Consider the following 18,406-nt stretch of genomic DNA (forward strand, 5'->3'; position numbering starts at 1 on the left):
TATATTGATTGATAATTAGTTATGTCTATTTTTTTAGAAAATCAGCAAGCCCTAAGTTAGACGCAAAAGTAATTCTAATTTAAAGAAAAAGTCAATATTATTGGTGTTTGTCACCTTGAGCGCAGTCGAAAGGTTTTTAAAATAGATGTGTTTTATAGGTTTCGACTGCGCTCAACCTGACATTAAAACATAAATTATTGATTTTTTTAGATGATTAACCTCATTGTTATATCTATCTCAGGTTATAGTTTAAAATCCTATTTACTTTTTATAACAATAAAAAGCCGTTTTGCATATCAACATAACGGCTTTTATTAAAATTAAAAAAATCTTTACTTATATTCCTAAAGCTTGTCCACCACCAATTTGGATAGTTTCAGCTGTTAAGAAAGCAGCATCCTTGCTTGCTAGGAAGGAAACAACAGAAGCTACATCCTCAGGTTCTCCCAATCTTCCTAACATAATACTATTTGCCCATGAAGCAAAAACTTCTGGCTTCGTTGCTTTAATTTGAGCATGAAATGGTGTATCAATGGTACCAGGAGACACGGCATTTACTCTAATCCCATATTCAGCTAAATCCTTTGCTAATGCTCTAGTTATTGCATGAACACCCGCTTTAGATGTTCCGTAGATTCCTGCTCCAGGACCTCCAGCAGTCCATCCTGCATTTGATGTATAGTTAATTATTGTAGCATTTACTCCTTTTTTAAGAAAAGGTATTGCTGCTCTCGATGCAAAAAATACAGAATCAAGGTTAAGTGCCATAACAAATCTGTAAAATTCAGTTGTCATTTCTTCAAACCTAGATCTTCCTCCTAATCCACCTGCGTTATTAACAAGAACATCTATTCTACCGTACTTTTCGCCAATTTTGGTGATATTTGCAGTTACTTCATCTTCTTTTGTGACGTCAAACCCGTAATATTCAGCAGTGATGCCTTCTGCTGCAAGCTCTTTTACTCTTTTAGCTCCTGCGTCATCTTCGATACCGTTTAATACTATTGTGTATCCGTCTTTACCCAATCTTTTTGCTACAGCGAAACCAATTCCACCTGTAGCTCCTGTAATTACTGCTATTCTTTCTTTTGTACTACTCATATTCTTTAAATTTATTTTTAATTGTTCTTATTACGTTTTATTTTTTTCCCAATGGTGCAATTTTTGGGCATAATATCCAAACACTTGCCATAGTAATTATAGCTAATGCTGCACCAATAATGAATGCAGGCGTATAATTACCTCCTGAAGTAAGCCAAGGGACTAATGCTGTCAAGCCAAATGCTCCTAACTTAGCTGCCATTCCCGCAAATCCTGATAGCGTGCCTACTGTTTTACCACCAAATAAATCACTAGGCAAAGTTTGAACATTTCCAATTGCTGTTTGGAAGCCAAACAAAATAACTGCCATTAATATCACCGCAGTTTCAGGCCCTCCTGGATCTGCCATCGCCAGTAAGGTTGGTAACATAATCAAACATCCAAGAGTGATTACGAACTTACGTGTTTTGTTTACCGTCCAACCTGCTTTAATACGGTTCTGAGCTAGTAGCCCTCCAAACCAGGCTCCAACCATTGCCCCAACATAAGGTACCCAAGCATAAAACCCAATGGACTTCACATCCATTCCATAAACTTCATTTAAGTATATTGGTATCCAAAAAATAAATAACCACCAAATAGGGTCAAGTGCTGCTGATGCTATAATTACACCCCAACTCTCTTTGTGCCTTAACATCTTACCTGTTTCCGGATTGTAACCTTCATCAAATTCTCCATCTCCATCCTCATCTTGGTTCTTCTGTCCCGTTAAGATATAACTTCGTTCTTCATCTGTTATCCAAGGGTGCTTTGAAGGTGGAGATTTTACTAAAATCCACCATGGAATAAGCCATAATAAGCCCGTTATACCAACCAATATGAAAATGTATTGCCAATTAAAATAGACAGATAATAACCCAATTGCAGGAAAGGCAACGATTCCTCCAATAGCCGCACCTGAATTAAAAAGACCTTGTGCAAATGCCCGTTCCTTAGTTGGAAACCATTCTGCATTTCCTTTTGCTGCTCCGGGCCAGTTTCCAGCTTCTGACACCCCTAAAAGAGAACGAAAAATGCTTAGGCTAACCACTCCCTTTGCAAAAGCATGCATTGCGGTTGCAATTGACCAAAACCCAATCGATAATGTGAATCCTATCCTTGTTCCAAGCTTGTCAAAAATTTTCCCAAAAATGGCTTGACCAAATGCATATGAAAATATAAATAACGTAGAGATAAGTGCATAAATTTCTTTTCGTTCATCAGGTGTCTTGTCTGGATATAAATCCTTCGCAATATCCGGCCATAGAACAGGTAGTGCCTGTCTATCAATGTAGTTAATTACCGTTGCTAATGCTATCAAACCAATTACCCACCAACGTAAACCTTTTATTTTCATAATTTATAGTTATAGTTTATAATATTTATATAGAAGTAATGCCAGAGTGTATTAATGCTTTAGATAGACGTAATTATAACAATGTAGAATGTCGTATAAATACGGCATCAACCAAATTGAGTCGCACATTCTTTTTTTAATTTATTTTGTAATTTAAAAAACAAAGGCATGGCTTTTTATTTTTCAATTGGATTTTGTTTTATTCTATTTTATTAATATACTCATACAGTACATTAAAATGATTTTTCATTTTTTGTTGAGCCAAATCAGGATTTTGATTTTTTATAGCTTCGTATATTTCAAGATGCTCTTCAATTCTTCCGCTATCAAGTGGTGCATCACAAACATGATATTTTTCAAAATCCATAATTATTTGTGGTGTTATGGTTAACATAAACATATTCATAGTAGCATTACCACTTGCTCTGGCAATGGCTAAATGAAACAATAAATCTTCTTGTACAGCATCTTTACCAGATAACACCTTTTCTTCATAGGCATCTAAAGCTGCCTTAATCATTTTCAAATCATCTTCAGAACGTCTTACTGCTGCACATTTTACGGTTTTTAACTCTAATACAATTCTAGTTTCTACTAATGATTTAAAACTTTGGGTATCTAATCTTAAAATATCATCTATCATTCCATTCATGGCTACCACACCAATATTGGCAACAAATGTTCCACTCTGTGGAATTGATTTTAACAAACCATAGAATTCAAGCTTTTGAATAGCATCACGAACATTGCCTCTAGTAACACCAAATTTTTCCGACAGCATTCTTTCTGACGGCAGCTTATCACCTGGTTCAAGATTTTTATAATTTATTAATTCTTTAATCTTACTGATTATTGAATTTTGTATTTCTTTACTATCACTTATCGTAAGTACCTCTAATTTCATGTGTTAAAAATTAATATTCATAATAGTTACCTCTTGTAACCTCTATACAATAATACTTCTAATTATTATTTTTTTTCCATTTATAGTTAACCTTATAACTTATTTATTGGTTAACCAAATATTATTATTAATGTTTCACTTCCAAGTTATAGTACTTTACGGTCGCAAAAGCACCATCATCTTTAGTTACTAAATAATTACCTGCCTTAAAATAATTTTCAAAAACATTCCATTTTTGAATATGAATGTCATCATAAACTATAGATTCACTGTCATTCAAAATCACTTCCATTCTACCTGCTTCAACTTTAACTTCTAAAGTAAATGGATCGAACCCAACGTACTTTACAAAAGTATGCCCATCATCATCTCCCCAAGCATCAGTACGCAATATTTCAGTAGCTGAAGCATTTAAATCTTTTAAAACTTTGGTCTTCACTCTCACGTAACCATAAGTCCAATAAATCTTTAAAATAGGAGGTGCATTGTTGTCATTTTCTCCAATTAAATCTCGTTGCGCATCGGTTAATCTACCATGAATTTGCATAATAATAGTTCTATGGTACTTATCATCACTATCTTTTGATACAGATCCCATTTGCAATTTCCCTTTCATATTTCCTCCTTGAGAAAACGTCCAATTTGTTTTTCCACCATCGCTTGGGTTCATTAATTCTCTTAACTCTGTTCTAGAATACGATGAGTTAGCTGTTGAAGCTCCAGGATATGTGTAAAACATTAGCGCTCCATTTATAGAATCATTAAAGAAAAATGGTTTTAATGTTTCATTGGTTGCATAATTTAAAATTTCTGGTGGCTTAACTTCTGTGGGGTTACCTATGGGTAATGTAACTTTCCAATGACTTAAGTCTATGTTGGGCAATTTATAATTAACTACTTCTTCAATTACTTCTTGCTCTTCTTCTTGATTACCATTTTCTTCTTCTGAAGTATTGATTGAGCAACCAAACACAACGCAAAACGTAACTACTCCTAAAAATAATCTTCTTACAGCTTCTATGTTTAATTTATCCTTTATCAACTTAAAAATATTTAATGACTAACTTCTAATTCGTAAAACCTCACTTTTGAAAACGACCCTTTATCTCTTGACTGAAAATAGTTTCCTGCTTTAAAATAGTTTTCAAAAATACCCCATCTTCTCATGTGAATACTTTCGTAAACTTTGTACTCATTACCATTTAGTATAACAACCATTTTACCTTCTGAAACCTGTACTTCCAAAGTGAATTTTCTAAACCCTACTTCTTGTTCAAAATTAAAACCTTCGTCATCATCCCAAGCATCTTCATGCAGCAATTCTTCATCACTTGCATTTAAATTCTTGATTAACTTGGTCTTCACTCTTATTTTACCTTTATCCCAATAAATTTTTAAAATAGGCGGCGCATTATTATCGTCTTCTCCTATTAAATCACGTTGTTTATTAGTTAATCTGCCATGAATTTGCATAATAATGGTTCTATGATATTTACCATCTTCAGCTTTAGTTGTTTCTTCCATAGCTATTTTACCTTTCATATAAGCACCATCTGCGAAAGTCCAATTCGTATTATTATCACCAGGCACCATTTGCTCTCTTAATTCCGACCTTGTATACTTTGTGTTTTTAGTTTTAGAATTGGTAGGCATTGCATGAAACACAATAGCACCTTTAGTTGAATCTATATACATATAAGGTTTTGCTATTTCATTATTAGCAAAATCTAGAATCTCCGGTGGACTAATTTCATAAGGTTTACCCTCATCATTTGTAACAGGTAACGTTACTTTCCAATGGCTTAAATCAATTTCGGGTAATTTGTATTTTTTCTTTTTTTTCTTCCTTTTCTTCTTTTCAATTTTAACACCCGATTCTGAAACACTTCCCTTCTGAGTTTGACAGAAAGCGTTGGCAGATAGAAATGCTATTATTAAAATGCTTATTATCTCTTTTCGGAAGTGTTTCATTTTTTATTTAATTTATTATTCTGGATTATTTAATATTAAAACCCAGGAGTAATGATATCAATATTATCAATAAATACTTCATTACTGCTATCAACAGCGTTTAATGCTCTAACATATATTACAGCAATGTTTGCTGAAGCTTCAAAAGTAAATGTTGTTGTAGTAAAAGTATCATTAGAACTTGAGGATTTAGAACTATTAAAATCGTTTGTAATGTCAAAATAAGCATCGGCATTATCTAGAATACCTACTTCAGTTGTTATTTCGTTATTCAAAATATATACTTCCGTATTAATTCCTTCAGCTTCAGAACGCGTATCAATAGTAAATGTATACTCTACACCTGGCTCAACTGCTACCACTTGGTACAATCGACGACAACTATTACTTAGCTTTACTCCTCTACCACCACCAGCATTAGGTCCAAATTTGTTACCATCACTTGTAGAACCTGGTTGTTCATTAGTACAGTATGTTGCATCGATATAAGCATTTAAATCAGAATTATACCAAATGGCTCTATATGGACTATCTATCTCTCCTAAAACATCGTCTACTACAGTAGAGTTAGGCGTCATATCCCAAGCATCAGCATTATCACCTGTATTAGATGTGTGATCATTACCCGTGCTATTTAATACAATAGCTTTAAATGTAGCCTCAATACCTCCAACAGGAACCGGTTTAGTAACACTTCTTGATACACCAGCATTATTTGTAGTTGTTAACATTACATCATAAGTTCCAGCTACAGCATATGTATAAGTTGGGTTAACCTCTGTTGAAGTGTTTCCATCCCCGAAATCCCAGCTATGTGATACTGCTAAAATTGAAGCGTCTGTAAAAGTTACTGTTAAAGAAGACACCTCAAACGTAAAGTCTGGAACTGTAGATAGAATTAAGCCTTCTATATTCTTGGAAACAGAAACTTGAACTCCTAAATAATTAGTTGCTGTAAGTTTTGCTTCAAAAGTCTCAGCAGTTTTGTAGGCATGCACGGGACTAAAATCTGGGTCATCTTCCGTATCCTCTATATTCCACTCAACGGATTCACCATCACCAAAATCCCAAACTAATGATTGAGCACCTGAAGTTAGATTCTCGAAAGTTACTTCTGAATCAATTGCGCTAAAGTTAAAATCAACAAAAATAGGCGCTACATCTACAGAAGAAGTCGCTTCTAAGCCATCTGAACTTACAGTGGTTAATGTAACTGTATATAATCCACCTGTTGAATACGCGTAATCTGGATTTGCTTCTGTTGAGGTATTACCATCTCCAAAATCCCATAGATACGACACAGCATCTGTGGAGTAACTTCTGAATACGATTTTTAAATTGTCATCAGCACTTGTAGTGGTTGTAAATAGCGTGTTAGGTTGTATGTTGTTTATATTTCCTGTTGGCGGAACGAACTCTTCATAACCACTATCATAACATGATATGAGGCCAAAAAACATAGACAGTAGTAAAAGAACACCTATGTTGTATTTTTTAATTGTTTTACAAATCATAATATTATATTTTAAAATCTTATTTATTGTTTAACTAAAATCTGAAAGAAATCCAATCTGCTTTCATCTCCTGAGTTGGTTACAAATATAATAACCGATTCGTTTTCACCAGCTTCAAAAGAAAGGGCGTGTTGTCTAAATATATTGTCAACTCTATCAATATTGTTATCGGTTCTAGAAGCAATAATATTGTCTTCCAATAAAGATTCAGTATAATTAGATGTTGTTGGCTTCAAAATTGAAACGGTAAGGTCTGCAAATTGGGTAACTTCAAAAGCTGAATAATAGGTTAAAACATATTCCGCCCCAGGAGTAACTTCAATTTCTTGGTAAGCTACTCTAGCACCACCCGCAGGGAATTTAGCCGCTTTTACACCGTCTGGCAAATCTGCTCCTTCCCCAGGACTAGTATCGGTATTAATCTGAATTACTGTAGTTCCACCCCCTAGCGGACTCCATGCCGTGTTACTTGGTACTCTCCAAGAATCTCTACCGTCTCCTGTTCCATCAGGCAAACTATTAGCTTCAAAGCTTGGTTCTCCAATTTCAGGAACTGGAATAGTTGGTATTGCTTCAGTAATGGTAATATTCTCATCAATAGCATTACTCCAACCATTATTATCGGTTACTGTTAATGCAATTTTATAGGTGCCTGGTCCTGGGAAAGCAACAATTACATTTTGATCGTTAATGGTGCCTACAGGCAAATTAGAAATCTGATTTTCTAAATCTGCAATACTTGCAAGAGTCTCTTCTGGTACTGCATCTTTCGTAGCTTGCAAAGCAATTTCTAAAGCATCAATCTCAGCTAAAATAGCATTTCTTTTAGCTTGATCCGTTTCGCATGGTAACTTTAATTCAAGTTCTTCGATATCCTCTTCTAAAGCTATAACATCAGCATTTAATGCCTCAATAGAAGCAACTAGAACTATTCGCTGGCTATTAATGTATTCTATATCGCTAACAGGTATTTCCTCTGTGTCATTAATTATTTCTGCAAAAGACCACTCATACTGCGTACCATTTACAGATAAGTTAGTGCCTGCCTCAAAATAAATTTCGTAATCGGCAAATATTAATGCTTCGTCACAGGTAAACTGAGATGTTGTAATCTCATTAAAGTTAAATGATGGTGTTGGCCCTGTAAGATCAACTATGTCCCCTACATCTGGTAAATCATCACTTAAACATGAACTTAAGAAAACAAAGATTCCTAAAGCTATATATTTTAAATTAAACAAATATTTTTTCATTGTTATGCAATTTTAATTTTAGTATCCGTTATTTTGTTTATAAACACCAGGTAAATTATCTAGTTCTCTTTGTGGAATAGGAAGATAAATTTTATCACTTGTATACAAAAAACCATTAGCATTTGAATGAGCGCCAAGAATATTATCAGCCTCATTAAATCTTATTAAATCGTATAAGCGTTGATTTTCAAATGTAAATTCCACTCTGCGTTCTTCTAGTAATTGTTGTTTTGTTAAATTAACAACTTCTTCTAAGCCTGCTCTAAGTCTTACTTGATTAAATGCATCAATTGCTCTGGTATCGGTAGTAGAATCTCCACCAGCCAAAATGGCTTCTGCATATAATAAGAGTACATCTGCATATCTTAAAACAATCCAATCATTTCCGTTAGCTTCACCAGAAGATGGATATTTAGAATTAAATGTATCATTTAAAAGATCATCAGCAATAACTGTGATGCTTCTAAAAGTACCATCAAACCTAACTGGTTGTAGTTCTGGATTCATTACCGATAATAAATCTAAGGTAGCCACATTTACACCATTAGATGGTCCACTGGCTGTCATGGCATTACTAAAGCCTTCTGCATCAGTTTCAACTTGATCGTCTAAACCACTCTGACTACTTACTACATTATCAGTGTTAATTGCTTCATAAGATATAGAAAAAATAATTTCTTCATGAAGTTCAAGTCCTTCATTATTAGAAAAGGTACCATCCAATCGGAAATTATCAGATGAAAATTCACCAGTAAATTCATTACCAAAAATCTTAGCAAAGGTAATGGCTTGATTTGCTCGATATTCTTCAGTTGTTAAAATATTTACCGTAGGATTTGTTGGATCAGCATCGAATAAGAAATTTTCTGAATCTTCCCTATCAATAGTCAATAAATCATAACCAAAAGAAGCCTTGTTCTCTATTACAGAAGCCAATAACAATTCAGCCTCAGGATAATTAGGATTTGGCTGACTTAAAAAAGCTTTAGCTAATAAACAAATAGCTGCACCTTCTGAAGGCCGATACCTATTTTGAGCAGCTCCGTTTAAAAAGGCTATTGAAGTTCTAAAATCCTCAATGATTTTCTGGTAAACTTCTGATGGTGGTAATTGTGGATAATTTGATGCTTCATCAGAATTAATATCAATTACTTTATCTAAATATGGGATATTCTGATAGGCTCTTACCAAATTGAAATGACATAAAGCTCTAAAAAAATAGGCTTCCCCAATAGTATATTGATATTCTTCTGACGCTAAAAAGCGATTATCTATAATACTATTTGCTCTAAAAATCGTAGCATAATTATTAGACCAATACGTGGCTGCATCACCATTGTTAGCATCCATATTATAAGAATCAATATCGGGATAGACTCCGTTTTGTGCATTCGCTCTACTGTTATCTGATCTTAACTCAATTAACAAAAATTCGTTTGCTGGAATTTTTTGATAACTGTCCATAACACCAACCGCTAATAACTCAAATCCATCAGCGGTTTGCAGTAATTCCTCAAGAGAAAATGCATTTGGATTATTTAAATCTAACTCTTCTTCACAACTAGTAAAAAAAGCTATCATAATAAGGCATACTTTTATATATTTAAATGTTTTTTTCATGATTGATTAAAATTGAAAGTTAATACCAGCAGATATAGTTCTTACCACAGGTCCATCTCCTCTTTGATAACCTGCTGTTAAAGGTGTATTTGCGTTACTAGATGTTTGTCCTGCAGCTTCAGGATTAAATCCTTGATACCCTTTGGCTGTTTTGTATAATAAATTATTTGCTGTTAAGTACAGCCTCATTCTATTAAAGTTTAGCTTAGTAGTTAATGATTCTGGCATAGTGTAACCAATAGTAATATTTCTTAATGTAATAAAAGAAGCATCTTGTATTTGTGCACTAGTAAATCTTCTGGGTACTACTTTATCTCGTTCTACTTCAGGCAATGCGGTAGCTTGCACAGCCCCTTCACTTGCAAAAAGTAATTGATCTAAATCCGCTACTCTTACTTCCCCACCATGAGACCCTTGTAATTGAAAAGAAAAATCCAAATTTTTAAAAGTAAAATCAGAAATGAATCCCCATTCAAAATCAGGATATGGACTACCTAACTCGGTTCTATCATCTGCATCAATAATACCATCTCCATTTAAATCTTTTACGTAAACTTCTGCAAAATCGTTGTTAAATCTATTGAATGGGTTATCGATAAAATCGATATCAATTTCTCTGTCAAAAACATAACCGTAGAAAGATGTTATGGGAGATCCTATTCTGGCAACAAACTCTGTTGGTCTACTTTCTTGATCTATCCTAGATATTATTTGTTCATTCCCTCCTAAATCCAACACTTCATTTCTATTTAAGCTAAACTGCCCAGAAGCTCTCCAGCTAAAATTTTCATTACTCCAAATTCTAGAACTTAGAGCAAGTTCAAGCCCTTGATTTCTAACTTTTCCAATATTTTGCAAGAAAGTATCCACTCCATAAGCTGCGGATACTGGCGCAGAAAGTATTAAATCTTCACTTGTTCGTGTATAGTAATCGGCTGTTAAACTAAATAGATTTCTTCCGAAAGTTATATCTAAACCAGGATTAAACTCTACTAGTTTCTCCCAACCTAAATTTGAATTAGCTAAAGCTGTATTTTTAACACCTGTTTGTCCATTAGCACTAACTATGGCGTATGTTTCTTCAAATCTATATAAAGAATCGAATATGTTATTCGAGATTTGATTAGAGCCTGAAATACCATAACTAGCTCTTAGCTTAAGAAAAGTAACAACATCACTTGACACTAAAAAGTCTTCACTAGACACATTCCAACCTACAGATACCGCTGGGAAAAATCCATATCTGGTATTTGAACCAAATCTGGTACTACCATCAGTACGTGCAGAAATTTGGAATAAATACTTCTCATCATAATTATAATCCAATCTACCAAAATATGAAACTAATTTGTCTGAGCCATTTTGTGTAAATGTTGTCCCTTCGTCTGCTAGTGCAATGTTTTCATTAAAATCATTTGAATACACACCAAAGGCTTCTGATTCTTGTCTATAAAAGTCTCTATTTGTGAATTCGAAACCTAAAATTGTATTAAAATTGTGTTTGCCAAAATCTCTCTTATATCGTAAAACAGATTCAATCACATACTGATTTACCTCATCTCTTCTTTCTAAACGGAACGCTTCATCACCAAATGATACGATATTCTCATTTCCGAGAACAAAATCCGCATCGTTGTTTTTAGTATGTCTGAAAACACCTGAAATAGTTTGTTTAAAGTTAAGACCTTTAGCTAATTTATAATCTACATACATTGATGCATTTAAACTAAACCTTCTTTTAATCCTAGATCTTTCTAAATAAGGCACTAACGGTCCTACATTTCTAGTAAGACCTAATGTTAGCTGTCCTGGAAGACCTTGTTGAGTATTAATTACTGGAAGGCCTGTGTTAGGATCTATAAGAAGTCCTCTAGGATTGTCCTGTCCTTGAAAGAAAACTCTATCAAAAAGTCGTGAAAACCCATAACTACCAACCTCTAAATTTTCGTACTGAGTACCCGCAGTACTAAGTTCTCCACCTGCATCTCTATAAGCATTAAAAATATCTAATTGATCTTGATTTAGATATGTTGGTATGGCGCCATACTGTCTTAAAGCATCAGTAAATCTTGCAGGTAATCTATCCTGATCATTATAACTGGCACGCAAGTTAACCCCAACCTTAATCTTTCCATTCTTAGATTTAGTATCTATTTTTAGATTTGCATTGTATTTTTTAAATTTATCTGCCAAAGCTATACCTTCATCCTCAAGATAAGCGACTGATGCAGAGTACTTTGTAAGCTCCGACCCTCCTCTTGCACCAAATGAATGGCTAGTTATAGTACCTCCAGGCAAAATTTCATCTTGCAAGTCTATCTCACCTCCACTTAAAGAAGATAAATAATCCCAAGCCGCTAACTCAGCATAAGCTTGATCATACCTAGTATTAACCCTCTCAAAATTCACAGGATCCACAATACCATCAACAGCAGCCTGCAAACCATTTAACCGAGTTCGCTCTTCAGCAACAGAAAATGTAAAATTTTTATTATCGGTTGCAAATTTGTAACCTGTAAATGTATTATAAGAGAACTTTGTTTTTCCTTCAACACCCTGTTTGAGTGTTACCATAATCACACCGTTTGCACCACGTGAACCATATATAGCCACTGACGATGCATCTTTTAATACACTTATGGATTCTATATTATTGTTATCAATAGAAGATAAAATATCAGCATCTGTACCCAACACAACTCCATCTACAACAATTAAAGGCGAAGAAGAACCTGTAATTGAACCAGGGCCTCTAAGCGTTATCTTTGGGTCACCTCCTGCTTCTGAGGCTACTGTTTGTATCCTTAAACCTGCAATTCTACCTTGAAGCGCGTCTTCTACACGAGCTACAGATACATCTTGAATTTCTTTAGCGTCTATTTTTGTTAAAGCACTAGTTACATTCTTTTGTTTTTGATCTCCATAACCAATAACGACAACCTCATCAAGTTGAGCCACATCTTCTGCTAACGAAATGTTGATTGTTGTTTGGTCTCCTACAATTATGGTTTGAGTGGTATATCCTAAATACGAAAATTGTAATACAACGCCTTTTTTGGATTTTATTTCATACTTGCCATCAAAATCGGTTGTAGTTCCATTAGATGTTCCTACAACAATTACGTTTGCTCCAGGTATGGGAATACCATCGGATGCAGAAGTAACAGTACCTTTTAAAACAGTTCCGTTTTGTGCAATTAACACAATATTGAAAAACAATACTGCAATTAAAGTTAGCTTATTTTTTAAATTCATTATTAGTTTTTTTGAGCGTTACACATCGAGTTAGTCTTTATTATTGCGGCAAAACCAGATTGGTTTACCAGATTGGTTTCCCAAATATATGCCAATTTTTTGTTAAAACAAATTAATTCTGTTTATTAGCAAGTTTATTCCATAAAATCTTCACGGATTGGGCTAAATACATCAATTAATTTTCCTGCTTTTCTACAAATGGCACCATGCATTACGTGTGGTGGAATATAAAATGCATCACCAGCTTTCATCATTTTGGTTTCATCGCCAATAGTTAACTCAAACTCACCACTTACTACATAGGTAACTTGCGAATGATAATGCTCGTGCATTGGACCAACACCTCCTTCTGCAAAATTGACATCCACTAGCATGATTTTATCATCATAGCCCATTATTTTTCTTTGAACACCATCTCCAACGGTTTCCCATTCAATTTCATCTCCTATTAAAAATTCTTTACTTGCTCCAAATGTTTTCATTTTGATTTCGTTTTAATTTATAGTTATATAAGTATATGGCCCTAACCATTTATATTCTTCATTCCCTATTTCTAAGATATGCTCTCTTTTATTTGATGTACCATTATTAGCTAAAAGCAACATCTTTATTTTACCTTTTGCATCTTCAATTTTAACTGCCGTATAATTTTCGCCATTATAAGCCACTTTTAAACTTGAAACACTACTATAGGCATTTACTGCAGATTCTGATACTGGACTATAATTTCCATGTGATTCAATTACAGACGCAAATATTGTGCTTTTAGCATGCCTTCTAATTATAAAAGCAGGTTCTGGTCTTAAATTAAACTCTGGGTCTTTTGCTCCTATTCTTGCTAAAATTAAATTATCCGTAGCATCGGATGTTGTTGTTATGGTATAAAACTTACCATGGTTTAACCATGAAAATTTTGCATTATCTGATAACGGCTTACCTTCAGCTTCTTTCCATAAATGTTGATACCCGAATGACTTACCTAAAGGCTTCAACTCTGAAGGTACTGTGTATTGGAAATCGGTTTTCATAATTTGCCCAAAATAATAGTATGGAAAATCGTACTGGTTTTCACTTTCAGAATTTACATTCATTATATCTACTACAAAAGGTTTTTCAAAATCTTCATCATTAATTATTGCAAACGTTCTATGCAATTCTGTGCCTGGATAAGCATTAGCTTCTTTTGCGCTTACTATTTGAACATGTGGATTCGTATCATCATAAAAATACAATTCGGAATGGTATTTACTTCCAACTTCGTATTTTCCTCCAAAATGGCTTACCTCATTTTGTGTTATTGTATTATGCGCTATGGTCTGTTTTGCCCATGTTTTATTTTCTTTTAAATAATTACCGCCACCTTTTTGTTCTATATTAACAAATCGAGCCAGTCCGTAGTCTTGAATAACCTCTTCTCCATCTTCATATAAAGAAAATGATAATTTATCATAATGACCATGACTAGATCCTTGTGCTGCATATTTAAAAACTAATTCAATTTCTTCATTTCGCAACACAGCAACACCACCTTGTTTTCCATTGGGCCCATCAGAAAGGTTAATAGATTTTTTATTGAAAGGTTCTGCTTTACCATTTTTAATACCAAGCGCTACTGCCAGACCAGAATCGTCTAATAAAACGCGATCTTGTGCAGATGCAATGGATAACAAACCTGGATCGTGCGTACCAAAATGATACGAAATATCCACTGCTGTAACTAAAGCACTTGTGTAGTAAGACATTCCTTTTTGACCATCGTTAAGCGGGAAAAAATCGCCATCTGCATCAGATAAATTTAACAAGGCATTAATAGATTTTAGCAATACACCTTCTTTGTATTCAAATATTTTTAATTCTGGTTTTACGTTATGTAATCCTTCTGCAAAAATCAAAAAAGGATACATAGCGTAACGTTGGTAATATGGTCCTTCGTTGTAATAACCATCTGGCGAAAAAGGTTCTTCTATGTTTGCTAAAAACCCAGCTTTACCGTCTTTATTTAAAAAGCCACCATCATCATCTTTAGCGGTTTTATCTAAATCTACACCTTTAATTCCATACAAAGCACGATCAATTAATTCTTGGTCATTCATTACTAAACCAATCATGCCAACAGCTGCATTTCCCCACGTACTATGGTTGTGGACTCTTTGGTAAAATTGAGGACTGTGGATAGAAATATGATCTGCAAATGGTTTAAATAAATTTGTTTCTAGTTTGTTGCGTTCTTCTTCAGATAAATAATTATAAACACAATCATAAGCTTGACTTACGTAAACTAACCAATTAGAATCGTTTAGACTTTGCCAAAATAATTTCCCTCGCGCATACGATCTTGTTTTTGGATGCAATGGTAATGTTTTATACATTTCCTCATATTGCATTAACATGTCTTTTACATATTTTGCATATTTTTCGTCATCTAAAATTTGAAATAACACACCAGCTTTTTGTAACGCTACCATGTTACGTTTATGACGTACATGCGTATATCCACCAGAATAATCTACTGGTATTGGTGTTTCTATTCCCAATGCAATTTCGGCATCAATTTCTTCTTTTGTTTTTGCTAAAGATTTATCAAATATGGGGATGCTCCCCAATTGAGATTTAATTTTTTCAACACCAGATTTTGTTAAAATTAAATTTGGATGATTGGTTTCTGAATTTGAAGCTATATCGCTAACCGAATTATTTTCGTCTTTACAAGATGCAAAACCCAAAATAACAATAGTAAATAAATATGAGATTTTTTTCATTTTTAGTTTTTTAATTTGAATCTGTAAATAAATAATGTTTTCAAATTCGCCATTATTAGTACATCAGTTTCATCTTCAAATTTTCTTCGGTTTTAATTTGTCCAGAATTTATTATTGTGTTTTCTGATTCCACATTATTTTTTGCTCCCCAAAGAATAGATACAAATTGTACAGGGTTATTTTTAAATGTATTTTTAGTAATGTTTACATTTACAATACCTCTATGATTTAATAACAAACCAGTCTTCTCTTTTGCACCACAATTTGTAAATGTGCTGTTAGACACTAGTAGGTTTCCTCCAATTGTAGATTCGTCATAACCACCTCTGTAATAATCAATAACATTGGCCTTTACGCTATTAAAAATACAATTATTTATTGTTAAATATTCTGTATTATAATCGCCCTTATCATTAATTTCTTCCGATAATTCTAACCCATTTTCACAATTAGAAATAGATGTGTTTTCGAAAGTAATTTGTTCTGCAAATGTTTGTTTATAAGCTTTTAAAACATAGTTGAAGTCGCTTATTTCGCATCCTGAAACTGTTAATCCAAAATGATTCGACATGTTTTCTTTTAAACTAGCAAAAGCATAATTTGAATTGTTTCCTTTTAAAATGATATTGTTTAAAGTCAATATGCCTTTAGGATGCATTTCGAAAAGTGGTGTATAGCTGTTACCTGTAAAAATGACTTGAACGGTTTCTTTATCTTTTGATTGAACAGTAATTGTTTTATTAATGACTAAAGCGCTTTCAATTGAATAAACACCTTCGTTTAATTCAATAATATCGCCATTATTAGCTTTATTTATTTTAGTTTGAAAATCTGCTGCTTTATCGACAACATGCGTTATAGGTTCTTTTGCTTCCACTTCATTTGAAAACCAAGTTGCACCGTATTTAGATTTATCTAAAATAGTAGGGTTATCTACATCTGCACTTGTAACGGCACCTATACTATTACTATTTACTCTTGAATTTCCGAATAAATCTTTTGTAATTGTGTTGAAATCGAAACCAATATAAGGGTTAATAGTATCTGAAACTCCTGTTGGAATTATAATATTTTCTGATATTTTTTTCAACTCTAATGAAGCCGATTGAATACCGCCGTCAAAGTCATTAAATGCAACCCCTTTATTATCAATTATGTTACTTTTAAATGTAACACCGTCAGCTTTATCATGTTCAACAACTGGGAATTCATCACCTTTATCATTATAAATGATATTATTGGCAACTGTAGTTCTGATTGGTCTTGCCGAACGAATTTCAGATAAAGGCAAAACATCCTTTTGGGCAATATTTGTGCCCACGCCAAATTGCCAAGGCGACTTACAATTTACGTATGTATTATAAGCAACCACAACGTCCGTTACTTGGTTATATCTATTTAGAGGCGATTTTGGAATGCCATTCATGATAGCTAACGGACTTCTGAAATTTTCACCTATAATATTATAGAAATAGTTATTTACAATCCAATGCCCTGTATTTACAATACGAATACCTCCATAATTTTTATTTTCACCGTCACCAATAAAATAATTCCCATCAATCATAGCATAATTTCCATGTCGTGTGACTACGGAACCTTCACTTTTGTAAAACACATTATTTTTAATTTCGTTGAAATTGGTTTTACTTGAAATTATTTCAACTTCGCCATTACATGCTTCAAACAAGTTATTTGCAATGGTTGTGTTACTTGGACTCATAGACGTGAAACTACTTCCTAACTGAATAGTTTCACCTCTTGCACCACCTTTTCGAGGTCGAGGTCCAAAATGATTATTTACAATTTTATGATAGTTTCTAATGCTTTGATTTCCTTTTAAATCAACCCTAACTGTTGGCCCTCCGTTTGTTTTACCAGCAATATAACAATGATCTAATTGATTGTGTCTTCCATAAAATTGAACCCAAAGATCATCATCATCACGTTGTAATTTATTAAAATCTATAATGACGCAATTTGTAACTCGACAGTTATTTGCTACGCTATCTTCATCTATTCTGAAAGCTATTACATTTTTTGATGGTGAATATCCATTTCTAAAATGTAAGCCACTAACTACTAAATATTCGCCGCCAAAAGCTAAGTTTGAAACACCTTCAATAAAAACTTCACCTTCAGTTTCGGCTCTTAAAATTATTGGATTACCCTTTGTGCCTAGAGCTATAAATTTAATTTCTACATCTTTCCAGACACCATTGCTTAAAACAATTTCGTCTCCAGGTTTTGCACTTTTAATAGCTTCATATAATTCTTGATTAGTTTTAACAAGACCTATTGAACTTTTGTTAGCTTCTGCACAAGAGAAACATAAAACAAACACAGCTAAAATGTAAAAATAAATTTTCATACTAAGGTTTTAATAATAAATGATACAATGAACTCATTTAAACTTTTTCAATTAGCTAAAAAGTTTAAATGAGTTCAATATAAAAAAAGCCTCTTAAAATTTAAAAGGCTTTTTTTTATAATGAGTTGTGCTTATTGAACAACTACTTTTTTAATTGCGCTTCCTCCATCAGCATTTATTTTCATAAAATAAACACCTTTTACTAGATTAGAAACATTTACACGGTTATTTGTTAATTCTGAAGATAGTACTTTTGCTCCAAGAACATTATACATATCTACTGAAGACACTTTTATGTTTTTTGATTGAATATTTATAAAAT

General features: G+C 33.4%; 13 protein-coding genes. All 13 read right to left on the reverse strand.

The features are described from left to right. Window positions 1-336: 336 nt before the first annotated feature. Window positions 337-1,101, reverse strand: a complete 765-nt coding sequence (locus AAC024_RS13370; RefSeq protein ID WP_339895988.1) for an SDR family NAD(P)-dependent oxidoreductase — start codon at window positions 1,099-1,101, stop codon at window positions 337-339. A gap of 37 nt (window positions 1,102-1,138) precedes the next feature. Next, on the reverse strand, window positions 1,139-2,437 hold the full coding sequence (locus tag AAC024_RS13375) for an MFS transporter (RefSeq protein ID WP_339895989.1): 1,299 nt from the start codon (window positions 2,435-2,437) through the stop codon (window positions 1,139-1,141). A 199-nt stretch (window positions 2,438-2,636) separates the two neighbouring features. Further along, window positions 2,637-3,341 carry a FadR/GntR family transcriptional regulator gene (locus AAC024_RS13380; RefSeq protein WP_339895990.1) on the reverse strand — a complete coding sequence of 235 codons (705 nt, stop codon included), beginning with the start codon at window positions 3,339-3,341 and terminating at the stop codon, window positions 2,637-2,639. Window positions 3,342-3,468: 127 nt separating this feature from the next. Next, window positions 3,469-4,383 (reverse strand): polysaccharide lyase family 7 protein, encoded by a 915-nt coding sequence (locus tag AAC024_RS13385; RefSeq protein ID WP_339895991.1) that lies wholly within the window; start codon window positions 4,381-4,383, stop codon window positions 3,469-3,471. Between the two features lie 11 nt (window positions 4,384-4,394). After that, window positions 4,395-5,312, reverse strand: coding sequence for a polysaccharide lyase family 7 protein (locus AAC024_RS13390; RefSeq protein WP_339895992.1), 918 nt, complete (start codon window positions 5,310-5,312; stop codon window positions 4,395-4,397). Window positions 5,313-5,347: 35 nt separating this feature from the next. Next, complete coding sequence (locus tag AAC024_RS13395) at window positions 5,348-6,826, reverse strand: PKD domain-containing protein (RefSeq protein WP_339895993.1); 1,479 nt, start codon at window positions 6,824-6,826, stop codon at window positions 5,348-5,350. A gap of 23 nt (window positions 6,827-6,849) precedes the next feature. After that, window positions 6,850-8,079 (reverse strand): hypothetical protein, encoded by a 1,230-nt coding sequence (locus AAC024_RS13400; protein ID WP_339895994.1) that lies wholly within the window; start codon window positions 8,077-8,079, stop codon window positions 6,850-6,852. Window positions 8,080-8,097: 18 nt separating this feature from the next. Continuing rightward, on the reverse strand, window positions 8,098-9,699 hold the full coding sequence (locus AAC024_RS13405) for a RagB/SusD family nutrient uptake outer membrane protein (RefSeq protein ID WP_339895995.1): 1,602 nt from the start codon (window positions 9,697-9,699) through the stop codon (window positions 8,098-8,100). A gap of 6 nt (window positions 9,700-9,705) precedes the next feature. Beyond that, the gene (locus AAC024_RS13410; RefSeq protein ID WP_339895996.1) at window positions 9,706-12,954 is read right to left on the reverse strand and encodes a SusC/RagA family TonB-linked outer membrane protein; all 3,249 of its coding nucleotides are present in this window, start codon (window positions 12,952-12,954) and stop codon (window positions 9,706-9,708) included. A 134-nt stretch (window positions 12,955-13,088) separates the two neighbouring features. Beyond that, entirely contained in the window at window positions 13,089-13,436 is a 348-nt protein-coding gene (locus AAC024_RS13415; RefSeq protein WP_339895997.1) for a cupin domain-containing protein, read from the reverse strand. A 12-nt stretch (window positions 13,437-13,448) separates the two neighbouring features. Continuing rightward, entirely contained in the window at window positions 13,449-15,713 is a 2,265-nt protein-coding gene (locus tag AAC024_RS13420) for an alginate lyase family protein (RefSeq protein WP_339895998.1), read from the reverse strand. Between the two features lie 55 nt (window positions 15,714-15,768). Next, window positions 15,769-18,084 (reverse strand): chondroitinase-B domain-containing protein, encoded by a 2,316-nt coding sequence (locus tag AAC024_RS13425; protein WP_339895999.1) that lies wholly within the window; start codon window positions 18,082-18,084, stop codon window positions 15,769-15,771. Between the two features lie 131 nt (window positions 18,085-18,215). Continuing rightward, window positions 18,216-18,406: T9SS type A sorting domain-containing protein (locus AAC024_RS13430; RefSeq protein WP_339896000.1), on the reverse strand; the 191-nt coding region annotated here is incomplete at its 5' end.

Origin of the sequence: uncultured Algibacter sp. (assembly GCF_963976535.1) — a bacterium.
Taxonomy (GTDB): domain Bacteria; phylum Bacteroidota; class Bacteroidia; order Flavobacteriales; family Flavobacteriaceae; genus Algibacter_B.

Excerpts from the sequence above, each read along its gene's own strand:
- AAC024_RS13410 (WP_339895996.1), bottom strand. The coding sequence starts at position 12,954 with ATGAATTTAAAAAATAAGCTAACTTTAATTGCAGTATTGTTTTTCAAT.
- AAC024_RS13415 (WP_339895997.1), bottom strand. The coding sequence starts at position 13,436 with ATGAAAACATTTGGAGCAAGTAAAGAATTTTTAATAGGAGATGAAATT.
- AAC024_RS13420 (WP_339895998.1), bottom strand. The coding sequence starts at position 15,713 with ATGAAAAAAATCTCATATTTATTTACTATTGTTATTTTGGGTTTTGCA.
- AAC024_RS13405 (WP_339895995.1), bottom strand. The coding sequence starts at position 9,699 with ATGAAAAAAACATTTAAATATATAAAAGTATGCCTTATTATGATAGCT.
- AAC024_RS13380 (WP_339895990.1), bottom strand. The coding sequence starts at position 3,341 with ATGAAATTAGAGGTACTTACGATAAGTGATAGTAAAGAAATACAAAAT.
- AAC024_RS13425 (WP_339895999.1), bottom strand. The coding sequence starts at position 18,084 with ATGAAAATTTATTTTTACATTTTAGCTGTGTTTGTTTTATGTTTCTCT.
- AAC024_RS13395 (WP_339895993.1), bottom strand. The coding sequence starts at position 6,826 with ATGATTTGTAAAACAATTAAAAAATACAACATAGGTGTTCTTTTACTA.
- AAC024_RS13390 (WP_339895992.1), bottom strand. The coding sequence starts at position 5,312 with ATGAAACACTTCCGAAAAGAGATAATAAGCATTTTAATAATAGCATTT.
- AAC024_RS13375 (WP_339895989.1), bottom strand. The coding sequence starts at position 2,437 with ATGAAAATAAAAGGTTTACGTTGGTGGGTAATTGGTTTGATAGCATTA.
- AAC024_RS13370 (WP_339895988.1), bottom strand. The coding sequence starts at position 1,101 with ATGAGTAGTACAAAAGAAAGAATAGCAGTAATTACAGGAGCTACAGGT.
- AAC024_RS13400 (WP_339895994.1), bottom strand. The coding sequence starts at position 8,079 with ATGAAAAAATATTTGTTTAATTTAAAATATATAGCTTTAGGAATCTTT.